Below are 23235 nucleotides of genomic sequence, written 5' to 3'. Positions count from 1 at the left end.
TTCTTACATCCCGATCACCGGCATCGAAAGCATCAGTAATTTTTCCTGATCTTCTAAACCATCTACCGGTTCGATGATTCCCGGTCGGTTGGGTTGTGACATTTTCATGGTGATATCGTCTGCTGAAAGCACCGATAACATTTCCGTTAAAAACTTAGAACTGAAACCGATATTGATGTCTTCTCCGTTGTAATCGCAGGGAATCTGCATATCTGCTTTGTTGGCAAATTCTGTATCTTCGGCATGCAAATGAAGAATATTTCCTGATAATTTGAAACGGACCTGGTTCGTGGATTTATTAGACATAATCGAAGCTCTTCTGATTGAATTCAATAAAAGACTTCTGTTAATCGTCAAAACATTTGGATTTTCTTTTGGAATAACCGCTGAATAATTGGGATATTTCCCATCGATCAAACGACAGATCCAGATATTATTTCCGAAAGTGAATTTCGCCATATTTTCATTAAACTCAATAGAAACTTCGTCGTTAGAAGATGCTAAAATGCTTTTGAAAATCGCCAGAGGTTTCTTCGGCATAATGAATTCTACCGGTTCAGCGTTCATCAAATCGGTTCTTTTGTAAACGACCAAACGGTGCGAATCTGTAGAAACGAAATTGGTTTCATCTTCTTTGAACTGGAACAAAACTCCGGTCATCACCGGGCGCAAGGAATCGTTGCTGGTTGCAAATAAAGTATTGTTTAAAGCTTCAGATAAAATACCCGCAGAAATGGTTACGCTTTGCGCTGCATCAAATTCAGGGATTTCCGGATAATCTTCTGCGTGATCCAGTGCCACAGCGAAGTTATCTTTCTCATCCAGTATTTCGAGCAGTTTTCCGTTTCCGTCTTCGGCATCTTTCACAGAAAGAGTCAGGGGTTGGTCGCCATAAGTTTTCACAAATTCCTGAAATATTTTAGCGGGAACTGCAATCCTTCCTTCTGCATCAGACTTCACCTCCAAAGAAGTAATCAAAGTCGTCTCTCCATCCGAAGCGGTAATTTTCAGGTTCTCTTTTTCAATTTCAAACAAAAAGTTTTCTAAAATCGGCCGCGACTGAGAATTGGAGATTACTCCGCTTACGGTTTGCAGAGCTTTCTGTAATTCACTACTTGAAACAATAAATTTCATAAAATCAATTATTATTAATTTCACAAATATATAAATTAAACCCTAAAAAATGCAATATTTGGCAGGATAAAAAAAGTTTCGGTGAAAAAGTTACCAACATTAATCTGTTTTCAAAACAGGACCATTTTTCCGCTTAGAAGGATCAATATTAATTTTCAGATTCAGATAAATAAGGTGTAAATTCTTATTTCCGGAATTTGAAAACTCTCTTTGCCAAAGATATCCCGATCCTACCCCAAAAGTTTGGTCAATCTGATAACTAAAACCAGCATAAACACGGTTTCTGGCAAACCCCGGATTATCGTTTAAAATAAAAAAGACTTCGTCGTAGGCATTTGCAGAAACAGTTCCCGGCTCCACCGTTTCTGAATTCAGCGGAACCGAAACATTCAGCCTGTACCTGAATCTTATCCTGTCTGAATGCAAATCGGTAACAGGTTCGTAAAACCAACTTTTTTCAACTCTGAAACGGTTTTCAAATTTAAACTTTCCCGATTTTAACTCGATGATGTCCTGCAGCCATATCCTAAATTCTTCCTTACTAAAACGATGATTTTTGTAAGTGCCGTAGCGGCCGGCGCCAATGAGGATCTTCTGATTTTTAGATAAATTATACCCCAGTCCTCCTTTGATTTCATAATAATCCGGATAAGAATAGTCTTCTATTCCCCATAACTGGCCTTCTGCATCAATGTAAAATTTGGGATGAAATTTATAGGTCACCGTCAACACATCAAGACTTGAGATATGCTCGCGTTGCGCATTAACTACAGAAAAAAATGCTAAAAATAAAATCAGAAAAACCTGTTTTTTCATGGCATAAAGATAATTTATTTAGGCAATGTGAAAAAATAAATTTTTCTGATTAACTTTATTTTATGATGGTTTCAGAATTTAATGAAACGGTATTTTATAAGAAAACAAAAAATGCAGTACCGAAGTATTGCATTTTCTGTTTAGAAGGTTTAAGTAAAAACTTATCTTTTTCTCATCAAATGTGTAATTAAATCATTCAAAATTCTTCTCATGATATTACTACATTTTGGTTTCAACAAATATTGTGAATTTTATCGAAACATGCAAATAATTCCGATAAATTTTCTCTTAAAAAATCCGTAATTTTGTAGCCTTAAATTTTACAATGATTACACCGACAGATATTGATATTAAGAAACAGCTTTTCGTAAAAAATGCGCACCTTAATAATCTGAAACATATTGACGTTCTGATTCCTAAAAACAAATTGATTGTGATAACGGGAGTTTCAGGAAGCGGCAAATCGTCACTTGCTTTTGACACGATTTATGCGGAAGGACAGCGCCGATATGTCGAGAGTTTGAGTTCCTATGCACGGCAGTTCTTAGGGAAATTAGAAAAGCCAAAAGTAGATGATATTAAAGGGCTGGCTCCCTCAATTGCGATTCAGCAAAAAGTAATTTCATCGAATCCGCGTTCGACCGTTGGGACTTCCACCGAGGTTTATGACTATTTAAAATTATTATTTGCGAGAGTTGGGCGTACTTTTTCTCCAATTTCCGGCCGGGAAGTCAAAAAAGATTCGGTGACCGACGTTATTAATTTCATTCAGAAAAATGAAAGCCAGACTTTTCTATTGCGGACCCCTTTAGATTTTGATGTATCTAAATTTACCGAGCAGGCCAACACTTTAAAACTTTCAGGTTTTACAAGATTAGAAGTCAACGGAAATGTCGCAGGAATCGAAGATCTGGAAAGTTTCGGTTTTGTACCGGAAGCCGATATGGAAATTCAACTGGTGATTGACCGTTTCAGCTACGAAGAAGACGAAAGCTTTTTACAAAGGCTGGCAGATTCCATTCAGATGGCTTTTTATGAAGGCCACGGATACTGTTCTCTGAAAAATATAGAGACCGGAAAAATCACCGAATTCTCCAATAAATTCGAATTGGATGGCATGGAATTTATGGAACCTAACGTTCATTTTTTCAGTTTCAATAATCCTTACGGTGCCTGTCCGGAATGCGAAGGTTACGGAAAAGTAATCGGCATCGATGAAGATTTGGTGATTCCCAACAAAAACTTATCCGTTTTTGAAGAAACAGTTGCCAGCTGGAAAGGCGACAGCATGAGCGAATGGAAAAGAGATTTCATTAAAAAAGCCAAAGATTTCCCTATTCATAAACCTTATCATCAATTAACAAAAGAGCAGAAAAACTATTTATGGAAAGGCGACGGCACTGCAACCTTCCCTTCCATTAATAATTTTTTCAAAATGCTGGAAGAAAATTTATACAAAATCCAGTACCGTGTAATGCTGTCGAGATACCGCGGAAAAACGCTCTGTCCGACTTGCGAAGGTTTGCGTCTGCGCGAAGAAACCAAATGGGTGAAAATCGACGGGCATAATATACAATCGGTGATTGAGTTGCCTTTGGATGAATTCTTACCTTTAATAAAATCCTTAAAACTCAATAAACACGATGCTGAAATTGCCAAACGTTTGTTGTACGAAATTACCACGCGTTTAGAATTTTTGGATAAAGTTGGTTTGGGCTATCTGACCATTAACAGAACTTCGAATACACTTTCCGGTGGCGAAAGTCAGCGGATTAATCTGGCGACTTCGCTCGGAAGTTCTTTGGTGGGATCGATTTATATTTTAGATGAACCGTCGATTGGATTACATTCCCGGGATACCGAAAATTTAATTGAAGTCTTAAAAAGTCTTCGTGATTTGGGAAATACCGTAATCGTCGTAGAACATGACGAAGATGTAATGAAAGCCGCGGATTACATCATCGATATTGGTCCGGAAGCCGGATATTTGGGAGGTGAACTTGTTTTCGCCGGCCACTTTGATGATCTGGAAAATGCAGATACTTTAACTTCTAAATATCTGACCGGAAGATTAGAAATAAAAGTTCCCGAAACCCGCAGAAAACCAAAAGAATGGATTCACATCAAAGGAGCCCGCCAGAATAATTTGAAAAATATCGACGTGGATATTCCATTAGAATGTCTGGTTGTGATTTCGGGAGTTTCAGGAAGTGGAAAATCTACTTTAATGAAAGAAATTCTGACCAATGATATTCAGATTCAATTGGGAATGGGCGGCAAAAAAGGCGATTACGATTCTGTAGATTTCCCGGCAAAACTGATTAAAAATATTGAACTCATCGATCAAAATCCGATTGGTAAATCTTCGCGTTCGAATCCTGTTACGTATTTAAAAGCCTACGACGATATTCGCGATTTGTTCTCAAAACAGAAATTAGCGAAAATGCAGGGTTTAATGCCGAAACACTTCTCCTTTAATGTAGATGGCGGACGATGTGACGATTGCAAAGGTGAAGGCGTAATTACCGTCTCCATGCAGTTTATGGCCGATATTGAACTGGAATGTGAAACCTGCCACGGCGCGCGTTTTAAAAATGAAATCCTCGAAATTAAATATGACGAGAAAAACATTTCAGACATTCTTCACATGACGGTGGACGAAGCTTTGGAATTCTTTCAAGATAACGAACAGCCTAAAATCGTGACCAAGTTAAAACCTTTGCAGGAAGTTGGTTTAGGCTATCTGCAGTTGGGACAGAGCTCCTCTACCCTTTCCGGCGGCGAAGCACAAAGAGTGAAGTTAGCATCGTTTTTAGTAAAAGGAGCAACGACCGATAAATCGCTTTTTATTTTTGATGAACCTTCAACAGGTTTGCACTTTCACGATATCAATAAATTGCTGAAATCGCTTCAGGCTTTAATAGAATTAGGACATTCGGTGATTGTCATTGAACATCAACCCGACATTATTAAAACCGCAGATTATATTATCGACATCGGTCCGGAAGCCGGAAAATACGGGGGCGAAGTTGTTTTCGCCGGAACGCCCGAAGAGTTGGTGAAGAATAAAAAATCACATACCGGGAAATATTTGAAGGAGAAATTGACGTAATTTGATGTAATTTAAAAAAGCAAAAGCCAACTTTCCGGAGTTGGCTTTTTGGTGAGCGCCGTTAGAACTTCGAGCTCTAACAGCGCTTTGCAATAAATTTATAAACAGGCGATATTCTAAAGAAGAAATCCTAAATTTGAATTCATTTTCAGCTTCATAGTTCAACGGATAGAACAAAAGTTTCCTAAACTTTAGATCCGGGTTCGATTCCCGGTGAAGCTACTTTTTTGAATGAGTAATGAATAATTCACTTAATACTTTGTGCCTTATATTTACTTCTTATCCACCACAATCCTGTCCTTTCTGTTCGCCAGTTCCCACGCCGTCGCGAATACCAGCTGCGTACGTTTTTTCAAAGCAACATAATCAATTTTATCAGGTGTATCGGTGGGTTTGTGATAATCTTCGTGGATTCCGTCAAAGTAGAAAGCCACCGGAATTCCGTTTTTGGCAAAATTGTAATGATCCGAACGGTAGTACAACCGGTCTTTATCATTAGGATCATCATATTTGTAATTCAGTTCTAAATTGACGGTTTCCTTATTTGCTGCTTCGTTGATTTTCTTTAATTCGGTGCTGAGCATTTCAGACCCGATCACATACACATAATCTTTGCCGCAATTACCCGGATCACATCTTCCAATCATATCGATATTCAAATCTACAACGGTATTTGCCAGAGGAAAAACCGGATGATCTGCATAATATTTTGAACCCAAAAGCCCATGTTCTTCGCCGGTCACATGCAAAAACAAAATCGACCGTTTAGGACCTTTTCCAGATTTTTTTGCCTTTTGAAAAGCTTCGGCAATTTCCAGAAGTGCCACAGTTCCGCTGCCGTCATCATCAGCACCGTTATAAATTTCCCCTTTCGACATTCCGACATGATCGTAATGCGCCGAAATCACAATAACTTCTTCGGGCTTTTCTGTTCCTTCGATAAAAGCCAATATATTTTCAGATTCAGGCAAATTTCCTCTTCTTCCATTTAAGGCTTCTTTCGGAATAACCTGATAATAAGAAGACATCGATTTCGGATGAGAAACACCCATTTTCTGATATTGTTCGATCAAATAGCGACCCGCTTTTTTCTGACCTTCACTTCCCGTATCGCGGCCTTCCATTTCATCGGAAGCAACGATATACAGGTGTGTTTTCAGTTCATCAGAAGTAATAGATTCATAAGATTTCTTAAAAGGCGACCCCGAATAAGAAAGATTGGCGGCACAACTTTGCAACAGCACAAAAGCCAACGGAAGTAGTAAATACTTGGTTTTTTTCATGTTTAATTTTTTGGAAAGTTAAATATAAGTTTAATTTTTAAATCAACCGTTTTCTTTACTGAAAAGGAATTTGAAAAAGTAAATACACAAATCATATTTTGATTATTGTTTTTAGAGCCTGTTTAAAAATTAAATAAAGAAAAAAATTTTGGCATATATTGAAAAACAACTCATAATAGACTGACCACTGTATCCAATGTACATGATAGCAAAGCTACATAATTATTAATGAGAACTTTGGCTTATTTTTTAACTCCAATAAAGGTGATCCTTGCAGACGAAGGCTACAGAAGAGAAGTTATAGAACAAGTGAAAAACTGCTTTGGTTATCTGATTAATGTTATGATGAAAAGTGATGAAAAGAAAACTGGATTTCAGCCAATCTCCAGAAGATGTATTATTGAACATCCATTTTCATGGTTTGATAATGACAGAAGATTGTGAATAAAATTTAAACACGGATTATGCAAATAATAATAATAATAATAATAATAATAATAAGCCTTTTGTGTGCAAGACAAGAAATCGAAGATTTACCGAAGGTAAATGAAAGCCGGTTGAATGGAAGTTCCGGTAATTTCTCCAATGTTGGTTCTTTCATGGAGTTGCCGTTTAAAATTAAGGCAGTTTTTCAGAGGAATTCTTTTCTTGCAGCGTTTGGTAGCGAATCTCGGATATAATTTTCAGTGGCTTTAGGACTTGTTCAGGATGGAAATATTTTACGAACTTTGTTAAGTAAAACATTTTTGCAAACTTAAAAAAGAGTGGAAATGGTGTGTTTATAAATAAAACATTTGCAAACCTTTACGCTAAAAAAAATTAGACTATGATTAAAAAAACGAACTCCATTAAACAAATTTAATAAAACAGCGAATGAGCAAAAGCTTCCGGAAGTTAAGTTCAGCAGCAGTTTTGCAACGGTGCGAAGAAATGGCAAGTTTAATAAGAGATCGTCGGTATTTTAAAACTGTGCCATCCACAAACTGATATCTTTACCAGTCGTCGCGGGACGAGTCCAGCTGTCAACTAAAAGATGCGTAAAAAACACAATATGAGAAAAGTAATTGCAGCAATCAATATGACCATTGACGGGATTTGCGACCACACAGCAGGTATCCCCGATGAAGATTTGCATCAACATTATACTAAACTTTTAGACAATTCCGGAGTGATCCTGTATGGACGGATCACTTATCAGCTTATGCAGTTCTGGCAAACGCTGATAATGAACCCCTCAGGTCAAAAATCACTGGACGGCTTTGCGGTGGCCATTGACAAAATACCAAAAATTATATTTTCACATTCCTTAAAAAATACCGAATGGGAAAGTGCTACACTTGCAACTAAGGATATTGAAAAGGAAGTTTTTGAACTCAAACAACAATCCGGCAAAGATATTTTAGTTGGCAGCCGGAGTCTAATAATCCAGCTCATTAACCTTAATTTGATTGATGAATTTCAGATTTGTATTCATCCAATGATCGAAGGAAAAGGTTTGCCGTTGTTTGACAAAATAAAAGACCGGACAGTTTTCCGGCTTTTAAAAACAAAAACATTCGGTTCAGGAGCAATTGTACTTTATTACGAGCCAATACGGTCATAACAATAAAAGGGATGACGTCACAGCATCACCACTGCGGATAACTCAAAACTTACAAAAACAAACAAAACTAAAACCACCAATCATGGCAAAAAGTACATTAATCGAAATGCATAATGTTGGGATCGTTGTAGAATCTCTGGATAATGCTGTTGCTTTTTTTACGGAAATCGGGTTGGTCTTAGAAGGACGAATGATGGTTGAAGGCGAATGGGCCGGGCATGTAACCGGACTTGGCAATCAGTCTGTTGAGGTTGCGATGATGGTTACTCCCGACGGGCATTCCCGACTTGAACTTTCACAATTTTTTGCACCACCAATCATCGCGGATCACAGAAATAATCCCGTAAACTCACTGGGGTATCTGCGGGTAATGTTCAGGGTTGACCATCTCGACGAACTTTTAATCCGACTTGAAAAATTTGGCGCTAAAGTAGTAGATGAAGTTGTTCAGTTTGGAGAAACATATCGGCTCTGTTATATACGCGGCGTAGAAGGACTGCTCATCGGTCTAGCAGAACAGCTTGGCAGCGAAACCGCAACAGATATTTTGGAAAATAAATAATAAAACAAGGAAAAAGCTAAGAGCCTGTTTAAAAATTAATAAAGAAAAAGTTTATGGGCATATTCATTTAGAAGAATAACCAATAAAAAACTGATCGTCAGTTTTTTATATTGATTATTTTTCATGGTTTTCTGGTTGCGTCCATGTACACGATAGCAAGCTGTAGAATTATTAATGAGAACTTTGGATTATTTTTTAACTCCGATAAAGGTGATCCTTGCAGACGGAGGCCACAGGGGAGAAATTATAGAACAGGTAAAAAACCGCTTTGGCTACCTGATCAATGCTGTAATGAGAAGTGATGAGAAGAAAACCGGTTTTCAGCCCATCTCAAAAAGATGGATTATGGAACGTACATTTTCAAGGTTTAATAATGACAGAAGATGATGTAGAAATTATGAACTCATTATGGAAACCTTTGAAAATAGGATTAAATTATCCGCCATAAAATTTTTATTGAACAGATTTTAGACAGGCTCCGGTTGTCCCCTTTATTTTTTACTGTTACTTTCGAAAAATCACCGCGGTGAAAATCATAAATCACCGCGGTGAAATTTGGAAAAGACCGCGGTGTTTCTTAATTTTAGGTTTTAAAAAATAAATGGATATGCCTGCAAAATTTATTACCACCAAGAAGACGGTTCCTTTCGGACCGGAAATGAAGGAACTGTATTGTGCCACCCTGGTGAAAAACCGTGAAGTAGATCTGCACGAAATCGCCGAGGCCCTGTCCGAAAGCAGCACCCTGAACCCGGTGGACTGCTACGGGGTGATGGTAGGCATGGCCGCGCAGATCGCAAAACACCTGCAGGAGGGAAATGTCGTGAACATTGAATTTCTCGGTACTTTCAGGATCAGGGCCAAATCCACCGCGGTGGAATCTCCGGAACTGGTCACCGAAAAAACGATTGGTAAACCCTCGGTCAACTTCCGCCCCTCTGTCCTGATGAAACAGCGGATTTCCAAAACACAGTTCGTCACTAAAAAATAGATTATTTCCCAATAACTGCCTGTTTGATATTCCCCAGTTTTACAGGAAAAGAGAAATGCTGCCACTAATTCCGTTAAAAAGTTTTGCAGCGGGCTGACGCATTGTACAAAAGAAGTGGCAGCCGCAAAAACAGACATTAAATGAACTCATCATGGAAACCTCTGAAAATAGGGTCCAATTATCCGTCATAAAATTTTTATTGAATAAAATTTAGAGCGTGTTTAAAATTCATCAAAATTAATTCCCCCAATCCCTAAATTATGAATTTTTTAGAAATTTTCCACCTTTTAGGGTAGGGGGAAAAAGAAAATTTCTTTTTTTAAGCAAATTTAAACAGGCTCTAAGGAAAGTGTAGTTCATCAAGATATATCTACAACAGGCTATGAAATCTTATTGATGATTTTTGCTAACTACCAAATTCCTGCAAGTAAAAATTTTCTAGAACGCGATAATCAAAATTTATATTTCCTGAAAAGCGCCGGCTAAGAATACGTGATATTGAATTTTTCTAAAAAGCATCTTCTTCAAAATGCTTTTCTCCAAAATAGGTTTCGATGGTGGAATGTTTAATCTGAAGATGCTCCAACTCGTGTTTCACGGTTGCTTTCAGATTTTCAATTTCGGGAATACTTAGGTTTTCAGAAATCTGAAGGTGAGCTGTTAAGGCATTTTCAGTGGTACTTAAAGCCCAAATATGAACGTGCTGAAAATCGATCACTCCCTCTATTTTGAGAATTTCTTGTTTTACTTTTTCTGGATTTATATTTTCGGGAACGCCATCTAAGGACAATTTTAAACTTTGAGTCAGCAAACTCCAGGTGCCGGCCAAAATTACGATGCCGATTAAAATACTCAACAGCGCATCCAGCCAAAACCAATTGGTGTAGATAATGATAATTCCGCCAATGACCACTGCCAGGGAAACCAAAGCATCAGCAACCATGTGCAGATAAGCGCCTTTCACATTGAGGTCTTTTTCTTTATCTTTCAGAAAGAGCCACGCCGTAATTCCATTCACAAAAATTCCGACAAATGCGACGACAGAAACTACTCCACCTTCCAGTGGCTGAGGATTCATGAATCGGCCAACCGCTTCGTAAATGATAAATCCGACCGCAAAGATGAGTAAAACAGCATTGATCAACGAGGCTAAAATCGTGGCCCGGCGAAAACCATAAGTATAGGTTGACGTAGGTTTTCTTTTTACTAATTTAAAAGCAATTAAAGATAAAACCAGGCTCATTACATCGCTTAAATTGTGTCCTGCATCAGAAAGCAGAGAAAGCGAATTGTACATCCAACCATAACCTGCTTCCACGATCACAAAAACCAAATTTAATCCAATACCGATATAGAAAGCACGGTTTAAATTGGTTACATTCATCTGGTGCGAATGGTCATGGGAATGATTGTGAGCCATAAATCCTCTGATTATCTGTTGTTGTTTTTGGGTTTTCTGAAATTAAAGAAACAAATGCTACATATCATCTTCGGAGATTTCATCATTTTCCTGAAGGACTTTTTCTGCGGCCTCAAAGTCTCTTTCGCTCACCAATAAATAATAATTTTGGGAAATAGGAAACACCGCAATATTATTTACAAATTCATTTTTTATATAACTTGGAATATCCCGAGAAGCGAGTTTTGTTTTGGCAACTTCAATTTCGTACAGGTAAGAAGATTGAAAAACAGGCACTAATTCTGACATAATTTCTTTTTCGAAAGTTACTTATTTTTTTCGGAAATGATAAGAATGTGCTGAAATTTTAAGCAGGCCTTTTCTCTTTTAATCACTAAAGTCAGAACAGTTTTTAAAGTGGTTCGTAAAGTGTAAATAAGTTTTTATCAGCTCCTGTTGAAACAATACCTGGGCCTATGATTATTTCTTCATAACAGTTCTTCCATTTTCAATAAAATTATCCGTGCTGAACTTTCGTAAAGAAACCTGAAATACGTTTTTAGCCCCGATCGCAGCGGTATCCTCTGGCTTTTTTGGCAAAAAGCCAGAGATATAACGGAGAGCGGGACTGAATTTGTAAGAAGTAAAAATCTTGTTGCTCCTGAAAATGAATTGACCTAAAGATTACTAATTTGATTTTCTCCTGTTGATGAACCAATACACGGGAACTCCGATTAATATAAGGATGAATCCCGGCCAGGTATATTGTGGTTTGAAGATGATTAAAAGGACGCAAAATGCGCTTCCTATCAGTAAATAAATAATAGGCGTGATTGGGTAAAGCCAGGTTTTATAGGGTCTGTCGGTATTTGGCTGTTTAATCCTCATCCAGATTACGCCGAAAACGGTGACCATATAAAACAGTACAATGATGAATGAAATCATATCGAGCAAATCACCGTATTGCCCGGAAAGTGCGAGTAAACATGCCCAACTTCCCTGCATCCAAAGGGATTTACCGGGAACCTCGTTTTGATTATTTTCTGCAGCTGATTTGAAAAACAAACCATCTTTTGCCATGGTCTGAAAAACTCTGGCACCGGCTAAAACCAATCCGTTAATACATCCGAAAGTGGAAACCATGACTAAAAGCGCCATAATGACGGTACCTGTGCTTCCGAAAATAACTTCGGAGGCCGCCACCGCAGGGCGATTATTATCTGCAAATGCGATCCCGTTTCGATCGAGCGCATGCAGGTAAACAAAGTTTACAAAAAGGTACAAAACCATTACAACAGAGGTCCCGAGGACCATGGCTTTCACCACGTTTTTCTTTGGATTTTCGATTTCGCCCGACATAAACGTCACGTTTTCCCAGGCCACTGAACTAAATACGGAACCAACCATAGCAGCGGCGATTCCGCCTAAAAGGGTGATTCCTCCGATTGATTTCCAAGTCGTAGGTTCCAATGTATTACCTGTATCTGTACCAAAATCCTGGAAAGCATTCCAGCCGAAACTCATGTTTTCTGCCCATTGGGAATTCTTCACCAAAATAACTCCGAAAATAATAATCCCTAAAAGTGCGATAATTTTCGATGAGGTAAAAACATCCTGCAAAATTTTTCCGTTTTTTAAACCTCTTGAATTAATATAGGTGAGCAGTAAAATAATCCCGATGGCGAGAATTTGAATCCAGGTAATTTTGAATCCTCCACTTTGAAAAATAGGTTGGGAATTAAGTGCCGGGACGAGATAGGCGGTAAATTTCCCGAAAGCCATTGCTACCGCTGCGATCGTTCCGGTTTGGATAACGGTGAATAACCCCCAGCCATAAAGAAACCCAGGCATTTTCCCAAATATTTCGGTAATGTAAGTATACTGTCCGCCAGCTTTTGGAAACATTGCCGAGAGTTCGCCATATGAAATAGCGGCGGCAATAGTCATGATTCCGGTAATCATCCAGACGGCAATCAGCCAGTATCCGGAGCCTAGATTCCGCATCATGTCTGAACTGACGATAAAAATTCCGCTTCCAATCATAGAGCCCATTACGAGCATGGTTGCATCCCAAAGTTTAAGTTTTTTATTCATAGATGATCGAGATTAAAGAGAAAACTGGATTTATTTCTCTCTGCTAAAATTATATTAATTATTATTTCAATGTAAATTTTTCGTTAAATAAAAAAGCGGTCTTATTTCGAATTCAATTTTGAAAGGGATAAATATATAAATTTTATATAAGGAATTTAACATTTTGATTGCAAGTATATTGGAAATATCACAAATAGCTGATTCTTAAATAATTCTGATTAAAAAATATTTTATACTTTTGTAAAAATTAAATCAATGAAAAAGTTTGTTCTTTTATTATCCCTGATGCTTTCCACCATTGCTTTTGCACAGGGAACGGAAGCAAAAAAAGCCGGTCCACCCGAAGGTAAGGCCTTGGTGGGAGACGTGTACGGAGCGGGTGTTTCTGCAAAAGCAGAAAAATCTGCGTTAACAACTAAGAAATTAGATCAGAAATTAAAAAAATCTGCAAAAGTAGAAAACGTAGCAGTTAAAGGAAAAGTAACGAAAGTTTGCGATAAAAAAGGATGCTGGTTAACGGTTGAAACCGATAATAACGAGAAATTTTTCGTAAAGATGAAAGATTACGGCTTCTTCGTTCCTACTGCTTTGGAAGGAAAAACCGTTGTATTGGAAGGAAACGCAGAGATGAAAGTTACTTCTGTGGACGAACAAAAGCACTATGCCGAAGATGCAAAAAAACCACAGTCAGAAATTGATGCGATCACGAAACCTGAAGAAGAAATCAGATTTATGGCGAGCGGAATCAAAGTCGTCAATTAAATCTTATCAATAATTCAACATAAAAGCGAAGTCTGCAGACTTCGCTTTTTTTTGTTATACTATTTTGAAATCGACTTCTTCATCTAATTTGGGGAATTTCCTGTCGGAAACAAAGGTTTTCCCTGTGCAGTCAATTTCTTTCCAGCCTTTCTTTTTGCCGATATCACCGACTTCGACAACGATGGGAATGAAATAAATTTCGTCAGCGCCGGGTTTTATTTCTTCCTTATACTGAACGGCGACATCTAAAATACATTCAAAATCGGTATTCAGTTTTACATTTCTGTAAATCAGATCATAATGAGATTCTTTATTTTCCGGAATCTCCTGATAGATTTCCCAACCATCTGTGGCACCGTTTAATTCAGAAGTTGCCACCAGCGCTTCATATAAAGCAAGTGTGTAATATTTACGGGTTCCTGTTCTTTTATAATCATTTTGAAAATGACCGCCTTCAAACAATATGGTTGGAATCCCGAATTTTGTAAAATTATCTCCCGTAGAAGTCGGATAAAATTCATCTGAATACCTCGCGATCTGATGCGGAATCTGAGTCTTCAGTTTTTGGTAAATTTTAGAAATTACTGCCATTGCTTTTTTCCTCGTTTCAGAAACGGTTCTTTCATGATCCTGAGAAGGCGCTAAAAAAGACAGGGTTGCGGGATGAATTCCATCTGTACTGAAGATCGTTCTTTGTTCATGGAGGTTCAGGGCATACTTATAAGATCCATTCTGAGCCAGTTCTTTGAGCATAGGAAACTCTTTGCTGGAAAGTTTCAGAAAATCTCTGTTAAGATCGATATCGAGTCCATTTCTTCTGGACCATTTTTCTGAACCGTCAGGATTAAGCATGAAAATAAAATCAAGTGAAATCTTTGAGAACAATTCCTCGCCTATTTCCGGCTGATGTTTAAATATTTCCAATAAATCAAGCATTGCATGGGTGGCATTCGATTCATTTCCATGCATTTGGGACCATGCGAGGATTTTAACTGTACCAGTTCCCAGACTCATTTTAAAGATAGGTTTCTCTAAATAAGAATAACCGATCTCTTTAATTTGATCGCTGTAATTCGCCTGCAGGAAATTAAATAATTTTTCCGGGGAAATATAACGGTTTGGGAAATCAGGGTTTTGCAGGTATTTTAAGTTTGACATAATCTGTTTCAATTTTACAATTTCCAAATTTAGATTTTTCTTTTCTAAAAATAAAATTAACTTTTGTAAATTAATTAAACAGTTCAAAATGTCACAATGTCTGTTGATAAAATTGTGGATTACATTAATTTTAATTTAAATATGTAAATTACTTAAATTCAATTATTTATAAGCTTCACTTAAATTAAATATTCATATTTGCTTTAAGTACAAAACAGTGTGGAAAACCCTATTTGACGGTAACTAACATAAACAGGATTTTTATTGTATTCCGATCTATCATACCATGGTTTACATTTGTAACAGAGTCGAAAATTCTTTAATTTGACTATATTTGTTCTTTATAATTATATGACAAACGAGAGTATTTTCCTATTAGGTTTTATTGCCTTTATCTTAATTATTCTGGCCCTCGATTTAGGGTTGCTGAATAAGAAATCAGATACCGTTTCTATGAAACAAGCCGGCTTGATGAGTTTTTTCGTAGTAGCACTTTCAATGTGTTTTTATTTTGTTCTTACACACTACGGTCACCTACTCCATGGCATCGACAGTATCGAAAAACTGCAGGAGGTCATTTCCAGGCATCATCATCCCGTTAAAATCATTCCCGGGGATCTGGGAAGCAGTATCTATTTATACAATCAAAATCTCGGTCTCGAATATTTAACCGGTTATGTAGTAGAATACGCCCTTTCCGTAGATAATATCTTCGTAATAGTTCTGGTATTCACGGCTTTTGGCGTGGCTCCAAGGAATTACCACCGGGTGCTTTTCTGGGGAATTCTGGGGGCTATTGTGATGAGGTTTCTCTTTATCTTTTTAGGTGCGGCACTTATCCACAAGTTCGAATGGATCATGTATGTATTCGGCGCTTTCCTGGTATTTACCGGCATCAAGATGTTTTTTGATAAAGACAATGATGACAAGATCGATACCCAAAAACACCCTGTCGTTAAGTTTGCCAACAGGTATTTTAAGGTTCATAATCACTTTGTCGGAAATAAGTTTTTTGTAAAAATTAATGGTATTACAAAAATGACCCCGTTGTTCCTGGTTCTTATCATCATAGAATTTACCGATCTGATCTTTGCCGTTGACAGTATTCCCGCCATATTCTCGGTCACCAAAGATCCTTATATCGTTTTCTTCTCAAATATTTTCGCGATTATCGGACTGCGTTCTATGTTCTTTTTATTAGCCGGAGTCATCGATAAATTCAGATTCCTTAAAATAGGATTAGCTCTCTTATTAACTTTCATCGGTTTGAAAATGTTATTCCATGAATATCTTGACCGTTTAGGTTTTTCAACCACTGATTCTTTATTTATTATTGTAGGAATATTAGGTGGAAGCATCTTCCTTTCGCTTGTTTTACCGGAACATAAAAAGGCGCGAAAACTGAAATATAATCCTAAAAATGATGATCATCTGCGCAAATAATTTAATATTGTAAATAGGTATATATAATGTAAATCAACTGTTTATATCTTTGCTTTACATTTGTAATGTGCTTCATTTTTTATTGATTAACATTTGTAATTTATTATTGTAAAATAATTTTTACATTTGTAATATGGATTTAAAGGAAAGAATTTCAAAAGTTATCGCGTATTCTGAATTTTCACTGTCAGAATTCGCGGATGAAATCGAAGTACAGCGCTCGAGTATTTCTCATATCACTTCCGGACGAAATAAACCCTCACTGGATTTTCTGATGAAGATTAAAAACCGTTTTCCTGAATTAGAATGGGAATGGCTGATTGAAGGTGCAGGTGAAATGGTGAAGAAACCCGACACCGCTTCTGAAATTAAGTCAACTCCCGAAAAGCAAAAGCCGACTTCTCTCCCCGATTTGTTTTCTTTAATTAATGATGAAGCTTTTGGTATCACAGAATCCGACGACCGCATCGAAACTGAAGTTCCACGAGAATCGAAAATTCGCGTACCAATAATCGAAAAGGAAAAAATATCCGATTCTCAGCGATTAGAGATTCCAAAATCAGAATCCTCAACTGAATTAACTGTTAATCAAGAAGTTAAAATCAAAAAGATTGTTTTCTTTTATGAAAATGGAAAATTCGAAACTTTTGAACCCTAATTTCCGATTCGGGTTTAATTTCTAAAAGAAATTCTACAATTTAATTTGTACATTTGATTGTACTCTTAAAAATGTGATATGAAATTGGCTGCACTTGCAAAAGAACTTAAAATCCCTACCGAAAGTTTTATCAAATTTATTCAGGATTTTGATCTGGAACTTTCAGAATGTATAACTACCAACTTTGAAGTCAAAGACGATTTTGTAAAATTCGCACGGGAAAATATTATTTTCCTAAGGAAGTATTCCGAAGACTTAAACCAAAACAAATCCATCGAAGATATTGCAGAGAATATCAACAAACCGACCGAAAAAGTTGCGGAAATCATCAAGAAAGATCAACCGAGATTATTTGACAATGGTAAATATAGATCATCGGTTTCAAGTTTCGGAATTGATCATAAATTGGGAGGCCATTACGAATTCGTTTACAATTATTTTGGAAAAGCTACCCGATTAGCCGAAAGAGATTTCATAGGTTATCGAGATCTGTTTTTCTTTATTTCCCAAAACTTAGAACCTTATTTAAGTAATCTTTCAGTGGAAGACTGGGGAATTCATAAACCTGCGGGAATTATCCTTTATGGTCCGCCTGGAAGCGGCAAAATATTTTGGGCAAAGAAAATCGCAGAGATTATTGAATACGAATTCAAAGAAATAAAAAAGCATTTTCTGGGAACTTCTTTTGTGGATAACCAGAAAATAACGTTTAATGATTTTCTGATCCAAGCGATGAAATCGGAAAAAGTGCTGCTTTTTTTAGAAGACTTTGATCAGTTGATGGTTGAACGAAGTGAAGAACAAACTGTAAAAAGTTGTGATGAAGAAACCAAAGAAATTATTCTGCACTACATCAGTCATTTTGAACAGGAGAAAATTCTAATGGTTGGCGCAGCAAATTCCCTTGAGAAAATTGATAAAGAACTTCTTGCGCCAGGTAGGTTTGATATGTTCATCCCCATATTTCCACCCAACACAAAAGAGCGTTCAGAAATGCTTTTTTATCACATGACACACGGTCTTGGTGAGAATGCTTTGCTGATGAAAATTTTAGAATACAACAAAGCACATCAACTTCCATTTTGGTTAGAAATCGCCAAAAAAATGCAGGTATTTTCAAATACCATGTTGATTGATTTTACCCAGAGTCTGAAAAAACGGATAAGAAACATCTACTTAAAAGACCATTCAACAACGATTGAAATTACCCAAAAGATGCTGAATGCCTCTTTGCGGGACGCTTCTTCAAAATTAACCGGAGATTATCTGAATCAGATTCAACAATTTATTTTTGATGTTACTCAGAATAATTACGAAGATTTTACCCAAAGAATCGAAGCATTAAAAAAAGAATTAGAACACTACAAAGTCATCGATGAACCTAAAAAACCAATAGGTTTCAACCATAATGATTAGGAACATGACATACTGTAAATCAGGTCTTATTTAAAAGCAATTATCAAATTCATTGTTTATATATAACAGTAAAATTACGCGTTATTTCTTCTTTTTGGTTACTTTTAATCCGGCTTCTTTTGCTTCAGAGATTCCAATTGCAACGGCTTGTTTTCTGTCTGTTACTTTATCACCGGAGGATGATTTCAGTTTTCCTTCTTTAAATTCGTGCATCACTTCACCAATTTTTTCCTGTGCTTTTTTAGAATATTTTTTGGTCGCCATTTTCTATAAATTTAAGCTTCAATTGTTTTTAGAACTCCTATTTCATAAACTTGGGCATGCTTTAAATATTTCGAACGTTCTCTGGAAGTTACCGATTCGAATTCACCATTTTTTAGAACAATAATAGGGTCTTCTGAAATTTCTATTTCTGCATTTGCGATATATTTCTCTTCGGGACTTTCTTCATCCAGATGTGATTTTCTTTCCTGAAGCCGTTCAGCAAAATCCCTGAATTCCGGATCTGACGAATGAATAAACCGATATTCCGGTCCGGCTTCTACAACATAATGAAGTTTTCTATCGACCAGTTCTGCCTCATTTGTTAATTGGGGATTATCATTCCCGTCTTTAAAACCGACTTCTACTAAAGTGCCTTTATTTTGAGCGGCGTAGTTCTCAGCATCCTCATAGGTAGCAAATCCGACTACAATTTCCTGATCATTTATTTGATATTTTACTAATTTTTCTGAGTGATAGGTTTCCATAATGATTATTTTTTATTAATTATGTAAATAATATCAATTATATTGCCATAAAAAGTGATTACCAGAAAGTTTAACGCTATTTTAAGAAATTTGCTATCTTTGAAAATCTTACTAAATTTATTATGAAAAAAATCCTCTTCTCAATTTCTATTTTAACATCTGTTGCCTATTTCTCTCAGGAGATTACCTTGGATAAAATCTACTCTGGCTATTACAGAGGCAAAGGAATCTCCGGAATCTCATCACTCAAAAACGGTGAAAATTACGCGGTAATCGAACCGGGCGGAATTGCAAAATACTCCTATAAAACAACAAAAAAAGAAGGAAACATCGTCGATGGAAAATTCCAGTCTTATATTTTCAACGATGAAGAATCAAAAATCCTTCTACTAAAAGAAAGTGAACCGATTTACAGACATTCTTTCTTAGGTAAATTCGATGTTAAAGATTTAAAATCCGGAAAAATTCTCCCTCTTAATAATGGTAATTTTGTGCAGGAACCTACTTTTTCGCCAGACGGAACCAAAGTGGCTTTTATTGCTGACAATAATTTATTTTATCAGGATTTAGATTCCGGTAGGATTACCCAGATTACGACGGATGGAAAGAAAAACTCTGTCATCAACGGACTTGCAGACTGGGTGTACGAAGAAGAATTTGGACATGCGAAACTGTATGAATGGACCAAAAATTCTGACGCTATTATTTTTGTTAAATCGAACGAATCGGAAGTGCCGGAAATGTCTATAACCATTTATGGCAAGCAACTCTACCCTTCTGAAATGAAATTTAAATATCCAAAAGCCGGAGCGAATAATTCGGTGGTATCTGCGCAGCTTTACCGTTTGGATTCTGCAAAAATCATGGCTTTGGATCTCAGCAATTTCAAAAACTATTATATTCCGGATGTTTACAGAACGGCAAAAGCCGATGAGATTATTTTGATAACCTCGGAGAGACTGCAGAATGCCTCAGATGTTTTAAAAGTAAACACCAAAACCGGCGCTATCACCAAATTGTTTACCGAATCTGATAAAAGATGGATTGATACAGATAATGTAACCCTGGAATTTCTGGATGACAATTCTTTCATCTGGGGAGCCGAACGGGATGGGAACAGACATCTTTACTGGTACGATCAAAACGGAAAATTAAAAAAACAGATCACAAAAGGAAACTGGGAAGTAACTAATTACTACGGATTTAATCCTAAAAGCAAAGAAGTTTTCATTCAGACCACGCAGGAAGGGAGCATTAATAAAGTCGTTTCCAAAGTAAATATCGAAACAGGAAAAACAACGCTCCTTTCGAATGCAAGCGGAACAAACAGTGCGAACTTCAGCCATAATTATAAGTATTTCATCGAAACTTCTTCATCTGCGGCAAAACCTTATACTTATGTTTTAAAAGATGGAAACGGAAAAACATTAAAAGAGTTACAGAATAATGAAGAGCAGCTGAAAAAACTTCAGGCAGATAATATGGTGACCAAAGAATTTTTCACCATTCCAAATGAAGCGGGTGACCAGATGAACGCGTGGATTATGAAACCAAAGGACTTCGATCCTAATAAAAAATATCCGTTATTTATGTTCCAGTATTCCGGTCCGGGTTCCCAGCAGGTGAGTAATTCCTGGGATCAGGGAAATGGATTGTGGTTCAATCATCTGGTTCAGAAAGGATATATCGTTGCCTGTGTTGATGGCCGTGGAACCGGTTACAAAGGAACTGAATACAAAAAGACAACCTATTTAAACTTAGGAAAATACGAAATCGAAGACCAAATCGCAGCTGCTAAATGGTTCGGAACACAATCTTACATCAATAAAGACAGAATAGGAATTTTCGGCTGGAGTTTCGGTGGTTATATGGCTAGTTTGGCCTTAACCAAAGGAGCGGATGTTTTCAAAGCGGGAATTGCGGTGGCACCGGTAACCAACTGGAGATATTACGACTCCATTTACACCGAAAGATTCATGAGAACACCTCAGGAAAACCCTGGCGGATATGACGATAATTCCCCAACAACGTACGCCAATTTATTAAAAGGAAAGTACCTGTTGATCCACGGAACAGCTGACGATAACGTTCATTTTCAGAATGCTATGGAATTTTCTGAAGCTTTAATTCAAAACAATAAACAATTTGAATTCATGGCTTATCCTGATAAAAACCACGGTATTTATGGTGGACAAACCCGCCCGCAACTCTATCAGAAAATGACGAATTTTCTTTTAGAAAATCTTTAAAAAAAATGTTTTAAACAAACTAAGAAAGCTCTCATAAGAGGGCTTTTTTTATTTAAACTTAATTAATATATATTTGCTAAAATTTAATTTGAAAATGGAACAAAAAACAACCAGCAAACACCCTAAAGGTTTACCCTATCTGTTTTTTACGGAAATGTGGGAACGCTTCGGATACTATTTAATCTTAGGAATCTTCGTTCTTTACATGATCGACAGTGAAAAAGGAGGTCTCGCTTTCAATGATAAAAGTGCAGATGATATCTTCGGGACTTTTATCGCATTAACTTATCTTACTCCCTTTTTAGGCGGTTTTTTAGCCGACAAAGTGTTAGGATATATCAAAGCTATTTATATTGGTGGTGCTTTGATGGGACTTGGATATCTGGGAATTGGTTTATTCAAGGAACTCCCTCTTTTTTATGCTTCCCTGGGACTTGTGATCTTAGGAAACGGATTTTTTAAACCGAGCATTTCTACCCTTTTAGGCAACCTTTATAACGAGGAACCCTACAAGAATAATAAAGACGCAGGGTATAATATTTTCTACATGGGAATCAATATCGGTGCATTTATCTGCAATATTATTGCGGCCTTTATGAGAAACAAATACGGATGGGGACCAGCTTTTATGACCGCAGGAGTTGGAATGTTTATCGGCTTATTTGTCTTCACGTTAGGAAGAAAACATATTTTACAGGCTAATATTTTGAAACCTTCTCAGGACGGAGATACCAAAATTTCAGATGTTTTGTTGAAGGTTTTCCTGCCGGCCATCATTGCAGGATTTATCGGATGGATGATCCCTAATAATATCTTTGGCAGCGATTCTACAGACGCATTTATATTTGCCTGTATTCCGGTCATCTACTTCTATATCATGCTTTATGTAAAAGCAAATTCGGAGGATAAAAGACCTATCGGCGCTTTGCTTGCTATTTTTGCAGTAAGTGTAATGTTTTGGGCTGTATTTAAACAAAATGGCACAGCCTTAACCCGTTGGGCAAATAACTATACGGACCGGTCGATTCCCGCACCTTTAGTTGAACCATTGCGTGCGATCAATTTAATTGACGGTAAAGATGGTGTTAAAGGAAAAAACTTTGAAAAAAAGGAAGTTTCAGTTTATGATGATCAATACAGAACGGTAAAAGATGCTGACGGAAATCCTGTAAAGGAGATGAACCAGGATATCTATTTCCGAAATATTTCTGAAAATGAACGCGCAAAACTGGAAGCCAATCCCAGCCAGGAAGTTGCCCTTTATAACACCGAATTATTCCAGTCGATCAATCCGGCTTGGGTCATTCTTTTAACACCGGTCGTCGTTGGATTCTTTATGTTGCTCCGAAGAAAGGGTAAGGAACCCACTACTCCTTCAAAAATTGTTCTGGGTTTATTTATCTCCGCTTTATCCTGTTTGGTAATGGTTGGCGCTGTGTATGCCGGAAACAACGGATTGGTAAAAGTTTCTGCAATATGGCTGATCGCTTCCTACGGAGTTATTACTTTGGGAGAATTATGCCTCTCGCCAATGGGATTATCTTTGGTTTCAAAACTTTCTCCACCGAGAATTACCGCATTAATGATGGGAGGATTCTTCCTGTCAACATCTATTGGAAATAAACTCTCTGGAGTTTTAGCAAGTTTCTGGTATGAATATGATAATAAAGCGTATTTCTTTATTGTGAACTTTGGTCTTTTATTAATTGCCACCTTATTGGGGCTGTCTATTTTGAAGAGACTTAATAAAATTATGAAAGAAAAGGGCGTTAACTAATCGCTTTAATAATAAAAGAAGAGAAAAGT

The 23235-nt window shown here is 37.0% G+C and carries 21 protein-coding genes and 1 tRNA gene; 13 read left to right on the top strand and 9 right to left on the bottom strand.

What is annotated here, in order from left to right; genetic code table 11:
• Nucleotides 1–3: 3 nt before the first annotated feature.
• Together dnaN and NBC122_RS10660 are read right to left on the bottom strand one after the other, a co-directional pair.
• Nucleotides 4–1134 carry a DNA polymerase III subunit beta gene (gene dnaN / locus NBC122_RS10665; protein ID WP_133440356.1) on the bottom strand — a complete coding sequence of 377 codons (1131 nt, stop codon included), beginning with the start codon at nucleotides 1132–1134 and terminating at the stop codon, nucleotides 4–6.
• A 99-nt stretch (nucleotides 1135–1233) separates the two neighbouring features.
• The gene (locus NBC122_RS10660; protein WP_133440355.1) at nucleotides 1234–1950 is read right to left on the bottom strand and encodes a DUF2490 domain-containing protein; all 717 of its coding nucleotides are present in this window, start codon (nucleotides 1948–1950) and stop codon (nucleotides 1234–1236) included.
• A gap of 325 nt (nucleotides 1951–2275) precedes the next feature.
• Here NBC122_RS10660 and uvrA point away from each other — a divergent pair, with 325 nt between their 5' ends.
• Both uvrA and NBC122_RS10650 read left to right on the top strand, forming a co-directional pair.
• Nucleotides 2276–5062 carry an excinuclease ABC subunit UvrA gene (gene uvrA, locus NBC122_RS10655; protein ID WP_133440354.1) on the top strand — a complete coding sequence of 929 codons (2787 nt, stop codon included), beginning with the start codon at nucleotides 2276–2278 and terminating at the stop codon, nucleotides 5060–5062.
• Nucleotides 5063–5212: 150 nt separating this feature from the next.
• Nucleotides 5213–5284 (top strand) — tRNA-Arg (locus NBC122_RS10650).
• 50 nt (nucleotides 5285–5334) lie between these two features.
• Here the strand turns inward: NBC122_RS10650 and NBC122_RS10645 are convergent.
• Nucleotides 5335–6345, bottom strand: a complete 1011-nt coding sequence (locus tag NBC122_RS10645; RefSeq protein ID WP_133440353.1) for a M28 family metallopeptidase — start codon at nucleotides 6343–6345, stop codon at nucleotides 5335–5337.
• Nucleotides 6346–6573: 228 nt separating this feature from the next.
• Here NBC122_RS10645 and NBC122_RS10640 point away from each other — a divergent pair, with 228 nt between their 5' ends.
• The 5 genes from NBC122_RS10640 (at nucleotide 6574) to NBC122_RS10625 (ending at nucleotide 9501) form a co-directional block, all read left to right on the top strand.
• Nucleotides 6574–6789: a hypothetical protein gene (locus NBC122_RS10640; protein WP_133440352.1), complete on the top strand. Its 216-nt coding sequence runs from the start codon at nucleotides 6574–6576 to the stop codon at nucleotides 6787–6789.
• Between the two features lie 607 nt (nucleotides 6790–7396).
• Nucleotides 7397–7948 carry a dihydrofolate reductase family protein gene (locus NBC122_RS10635; protein WP_133440351.1) on the top strand — a complete coding sequence of 184 codons (552 nt, stop codon included), beginning with the start codon at nucleotides 7397–7399 and terminating at the stop codon, nucleotides 7946–7948.
• Nucleotides 7949–8030: 82 nt separating this feature from the next.
• Nucleotides 8031–8510, top strand: coding sequence for a VOC family protein (locus tag NBC122_RS10630; protein WP_133440350.1), 480 nt, complete (start codon nucleotides 8031–8033; stop codon nucleotides 8508–8510).
• Between the two features lie 301 nt (nucleotides 8511–8811).
• On the top strand, nucleotides 8812–8958 hold the full coding sequence (locus NBC122_RS14390; RefSeq protein WP_165983215.1) for a hypothetical protein: 147 nt from the start codon (nucleotides 8812–8814) through the stop codon (nucleotides 8956–8958).
• A 159-nt stretch (nucleotides 8959–9117) separates the two neighbouring features.
• The gene (locus tag NBC122_RS10625) at nucleotides 9118–9501 is read left to right on the top strand and encodes an HU family DNA-binding protein (protein ID WP_165983214.1); all 384 of its coding nucleotides are present in this window, start codon (nucleotides 9118–9120) and stop codon (nucleotides 9499–9501) included.
• Between the two features lie 508 nt (nucleotides 9502–10009).
• Here NBC122_RS10625 and NBC122_RS10620 read toward each other — a convergent pair.
• The 3 genes from NBC122_RS10620 to NBC122_RS10610 all read right to left on the bottom strand — a co-directional run bounded on the left by NBC122_RS10620 (nucleotide 10010) and on the right by NBC122_RS10610 (nucleotide 12994).
• Complete coding sequence (locus NBC122_RS10620; RefSeq protein WP_133440348.1) at nucleotides 10010–10921, bottom strand: cation diffusion facilitator family transporter; 912 nt, start codon at nucleotides 10919–10921, stop codon at nucleotides 10010–10012.
• Nucleotides 10922–10978: 57 nt separating this feature from the next.
• Nucleotides 10979–11209, bottom strand: coding sequence for a putative signal transducing protein (locus NBC122_RS10615; protein ID WP_133440347.1), 231 nt, complete (start codon nucleotides 11207–11209; stop codon nucleotides 10979–10981).
• Nucleotides 11210–11587: 378 nt separating this feature from the next.
• A complete protein-coding gene (locus tag NBC122_RS10610) occupies nucleotides 11588–12994 on the bottom strand; it encodes an APC family permease (protein WP_133440346.1) in 1407 nt (468 codons plus the stop codon).
• 255 nt (nucleotides 12995–13249) lie between these two features.
• Here NBC122_RS10610 and NBC122_RS10605 point away from each other — a divergent pair, with 255 nt between their 5' ends.
• On the top strand, nucleotides 13250–13756 hold the full coding sequence (locus NBC122_RS10605) for a DUF4920 domain-containing protein (protein ID WP_133440345.1): 507 nt from the start codon (nucleotides 13250–13252) through the stop codon (nucleotides 13754–13756).
• A gap of 54 nt (nucleotides 13757–13810) precedes the next feature.
• Here NBC122_RS10605 and NBC122_RS10600 read toward each other — a convergent pair whose 3' ends face one another.
• Nucleotides 13811–14914 carry a M14 family zinc carboxypeptidase gene (locus NBC122_RS10600; RefSeq protein WP_133440344.1) on the bottom strand — a complete coding sequence of 368 codons (1104 nt, stop codon included), beginning with the start codon at nucleotides 14912–14914 and terminating at the stop codon, nucleotides 13811–13813.
• Between the two features lie 351 nt (nucleotides 14915–15265).
• Between NBC122_RS10600 and NBC122_RS10595 the strand changes: the two genes are divergently transcribed.
• The 3 genes from NBC122_RS10595 (at nucleotide 15266) to NBC122_RS10585 (ending at nucleotide 18431) form a co-directional block, all read left to right on the top strand.
• Entirely contained in the window at nucleotides 15266–16357 is a 1092-nt protein-coding gene (locus NBC122_RS10595) for a TerC/Alx family metal homeostasis membrane protein (RefSeq protein ID WP_133440343.1), read from the top strand.
• A 133-nt stretch (nucleotides 16358–16490) separates the two neighbouring features.
• A complete protein-coding gene (locus tag NBC122_RS10590; protein ID WP_133440342.1) occupies nucleotides 16491–17015 on the top strand; it encodes a helix-turn-helix domain-containing protein in 525 nt (174 codons plus the stop codon).
• Nucleotides 17016–17093: 78 nt separating this feature from the next.
• Nucleotides 17094–18431 carry an ATP-binding protein gene (locus tag NBC122_RS10585; protein WP_133440341.1) on the top strand — a complete coding sequence of 446 codons (1338 nt, stop codon included), beginning with the start codon at nucleotides 17094–17096 and terminating at the stop codon, nucleotides 18429–18431.
• Between the two features lie 81 nt (nucleotides 18432–18512).
• Here NBC122_RS10585 and NBC122_RS10580 read toward each other — a convergent pair whose 3' ends face one another.
• Together NBC122_RS10580 and NBC122_RS10575 are read right to left on the bottom strand one after the other, a co-directional pair.
• Nucleotides 18513–18695, bottom strand: a complete 183-nt coding sequence (locus tag NBC122_RS10580; RefSeq protein ID WP_133440340.1) for a DUF6496 domain-containing protein — start codon at nucleotides 18693–18695, stop codon at nucleotides 18513–18515.
• Between the two features lie 11 nt (nucleotides 18696–18706).
• The gene (locus NBC122_RS10575) at nucleotides 18707–19180 is read right to left on the bottom strand and encodes a hypothetical protein (protein ID WP_133440339.1); all 474 of its coding nucleotides are present in this window, start codon (nucleotides 19178–19180) and stop codon (nucleotides 18707–18709) included.
• 122 nt (nucleotides 19181–19302) lie between these two features.
• Between NBC122_RS10575 and NBC122_RS10570 the strand changes: the two genes are divergently transcribed.
• Together NBC122_RS10570 and NBC122_RS10565 are read left to right on the top strand one after the other, a co-directional pair.
• Nucleotides 19303–21429: a S9 family peptidase gene (locus NBC122_RS10570; protein ID WP_133440338.1), complete on the top strand. Its 2127-nt coding sequence runs from the start codon at nucleotides 19303–19305 to the stop codon at nucleotides 21427–21429.
• A gap of 94 nt (nucleotides 21430–21523) precedes the next feature.
• Nucleotides 21524–23206 carry a peptide MFS transporter gene (locus NBC122_RS10565; protein ID WP_133440337.1) on the top strand — a complete coding sequence of 561 codons (1683 nt, stop codon included), beginning with the start codon at nucleotides 21524–21526 and terminating at the stop codon, nucleotides 23204–23206.
• Nucleotides 23207–23235: the final 29 nt, after the last annotated feature.

Origin of the sequence: Chryseobacterium salivictor, assembly GCF_004359195.1 — a bacterium.
Taxonomy (GTDB): Bacteria; Bacteroidota; Bacteroidia; order Flavobacteriales; family Weeksellaceae; genus Kaistella; species Kaistella salivictor.
This window is presented reverse-complemented; position numbering and strand designations above follow the sequence as displayed.

What these genes read in the sequence shown, in the direction of transcription:
- dnaN (WP_133440356.1), bottom strand. Translation starts at nt 1,134, where the DNA reads ATGAAATTTATTGTTTCAAGTAGTGAATTACAGAAAGCTCTGCAAACC.
- NBC122_RS10660 (WP_133440355.1), bottom strand. Translation starts at nt 1,950, where the DNA reads ATGAAAAAACAGGTTTTTCTGATTTTATTTTTAGCATTTTTTTCTGTA.
- uvrA (WP_133440354.1), top strand. Translation starts at nt 2,276, where the DNA reads ATGATTACACCGACAGATATTGATATTAAGAAACAGCTTTTCGTAAAA.
- NBC122_RS10645 (WP_133440353.1), bottom strand. Translation starts at nt 6,345, where the DNA reads ATGAAAAAAACCAAGTATTTACTACTTCCGTTGGCTTTTGTGCTGTTG.
- NBC122_RS10640 (WP_133440352.1), top strand. Translation starts at nt 6,574, where the DNA reads ATGAGAACTTTGGCTTATTTTTTAACTCCAATAAAGGTGATCCTTGCA.
- NBC122_RS10635 (WP_133440351.1), top strand. Translation starts at nt 7,397, where the DNA reads ATGAGAAAAGTAATTGCAGCAATCAATATGACCATTGACGGGATTTGC.
- NBC122_RS10630 (WP_133440350.1), top strand. Translation starts at nt 8,031, where the DNA reads ATGGCAAAAAGTACATTAATCGAAATGCATAATGTTGGGATCGTTGTA.
- NBC122_RS14390 (WP_165983215.1), top strand. Translation starts at nt 8,812, where the DNA reads ATGAGAAGAAAACCGGTTTTCAGCCCATCTCAAAAAGATGGATTATGG.
- NBC122_RS10625 (WP_165983214.1), top strand. Translation starts at nt 9,118, where the DNA reads ATGCCTGCAAAATTTATTACCACCAAGAAGACGGTTCCTTTCGGACCG.
- NBC122_RS10620 (WP_133440348.1), bottom strand. Translation starts at nt 10,921, where the DNA reads ATGGCTCACAATCATTCCCATGACCATTCGCACCAGATGAATGTAACC.
- NBC122_RS10615 (WP_133440347.1), bottom strand. Translation starts at nt 11,209, where the DNA reads ATGTCAGAATTAGTGCCTGTTTTTCAATCTTCTTACCTGTACGAAATT.
- NBC122_RS10610 (WP_133440346.1), bottom strand. Translation starts at nt 12,994, where the DNA reads ATGAATAAAAAACTTAAACTTTGGGATGCAACCATGCTCGTAATGGGC.
- NBC122_RS10605 (WP_133440345.1), top strand. Translation starts at nt 13,250, where the DNA reads ATGAAAAAGTTTGTTCTTTTATTATCCCTGATGCTTTCCACCATTGCT.
- NBC122_RS10600 (WP_133440344.1), bottom strand. Translation starts at nt 14,914, where the DNA reads ATGTCAAACTTAAAATACCTGCAAAACCCTGATTTCCCAAACCGTTAT.
- NBC122_RS10595 (WP_133440343.1), top strand. Translation starts at nt 15,266, where the DNA reads ATGACAAACGAGAGTATTTTCCTATTAGGTTTTATTGCCTTTATCTTA.
- NBC122_RS10590 (WP_133440342.1), top strand. Translation starts at nt 16,491, where the DNA reads ATGGATTTAAAGGAAAGAATTTCAAAAGTTATCGCGTATTCTGAATTT.
- NBC122_RS10585 (WP_133440341.1), top strand. Translation starts at nt 17,094, where the DNA reads ATGAAATTGGCTGCACTTGCAAAAGAACTTAAAATCCCTACCGAAAGT.
- NBC122_RS10580 (WP_133440340.1), bottom strand. Translation starts at nt 18,695, where the DNA reads ATGGCGACCAAAAAATATTCTAAAAAAGCACAGGAAAAAATTGGTGAA.
- NBC122_RS10575 (WP_133440339.1), bottom strand. Translation starts at nt 19,180, where the DNA reads ATGGAAACCTATCACTCAGAAAAATTAGTAAAATATCAAATAAATGAT.
- NBC122_RS10570 (WP_133440338.1), top strand. Translation starts at nt 19,303, where the DNA reads ATGAAAAAAATCCTCTTCTCAATTTCTATTTTAACATCTGTTGCCTAT.
- NBC122_RS10565 (WP_133440337.1), top strand. Translation starts at nt 21,524, where the DNA reads ATGGAACAAAAAACAACCAGCAAACACCCTAAAGGTTTACCCTATCTG.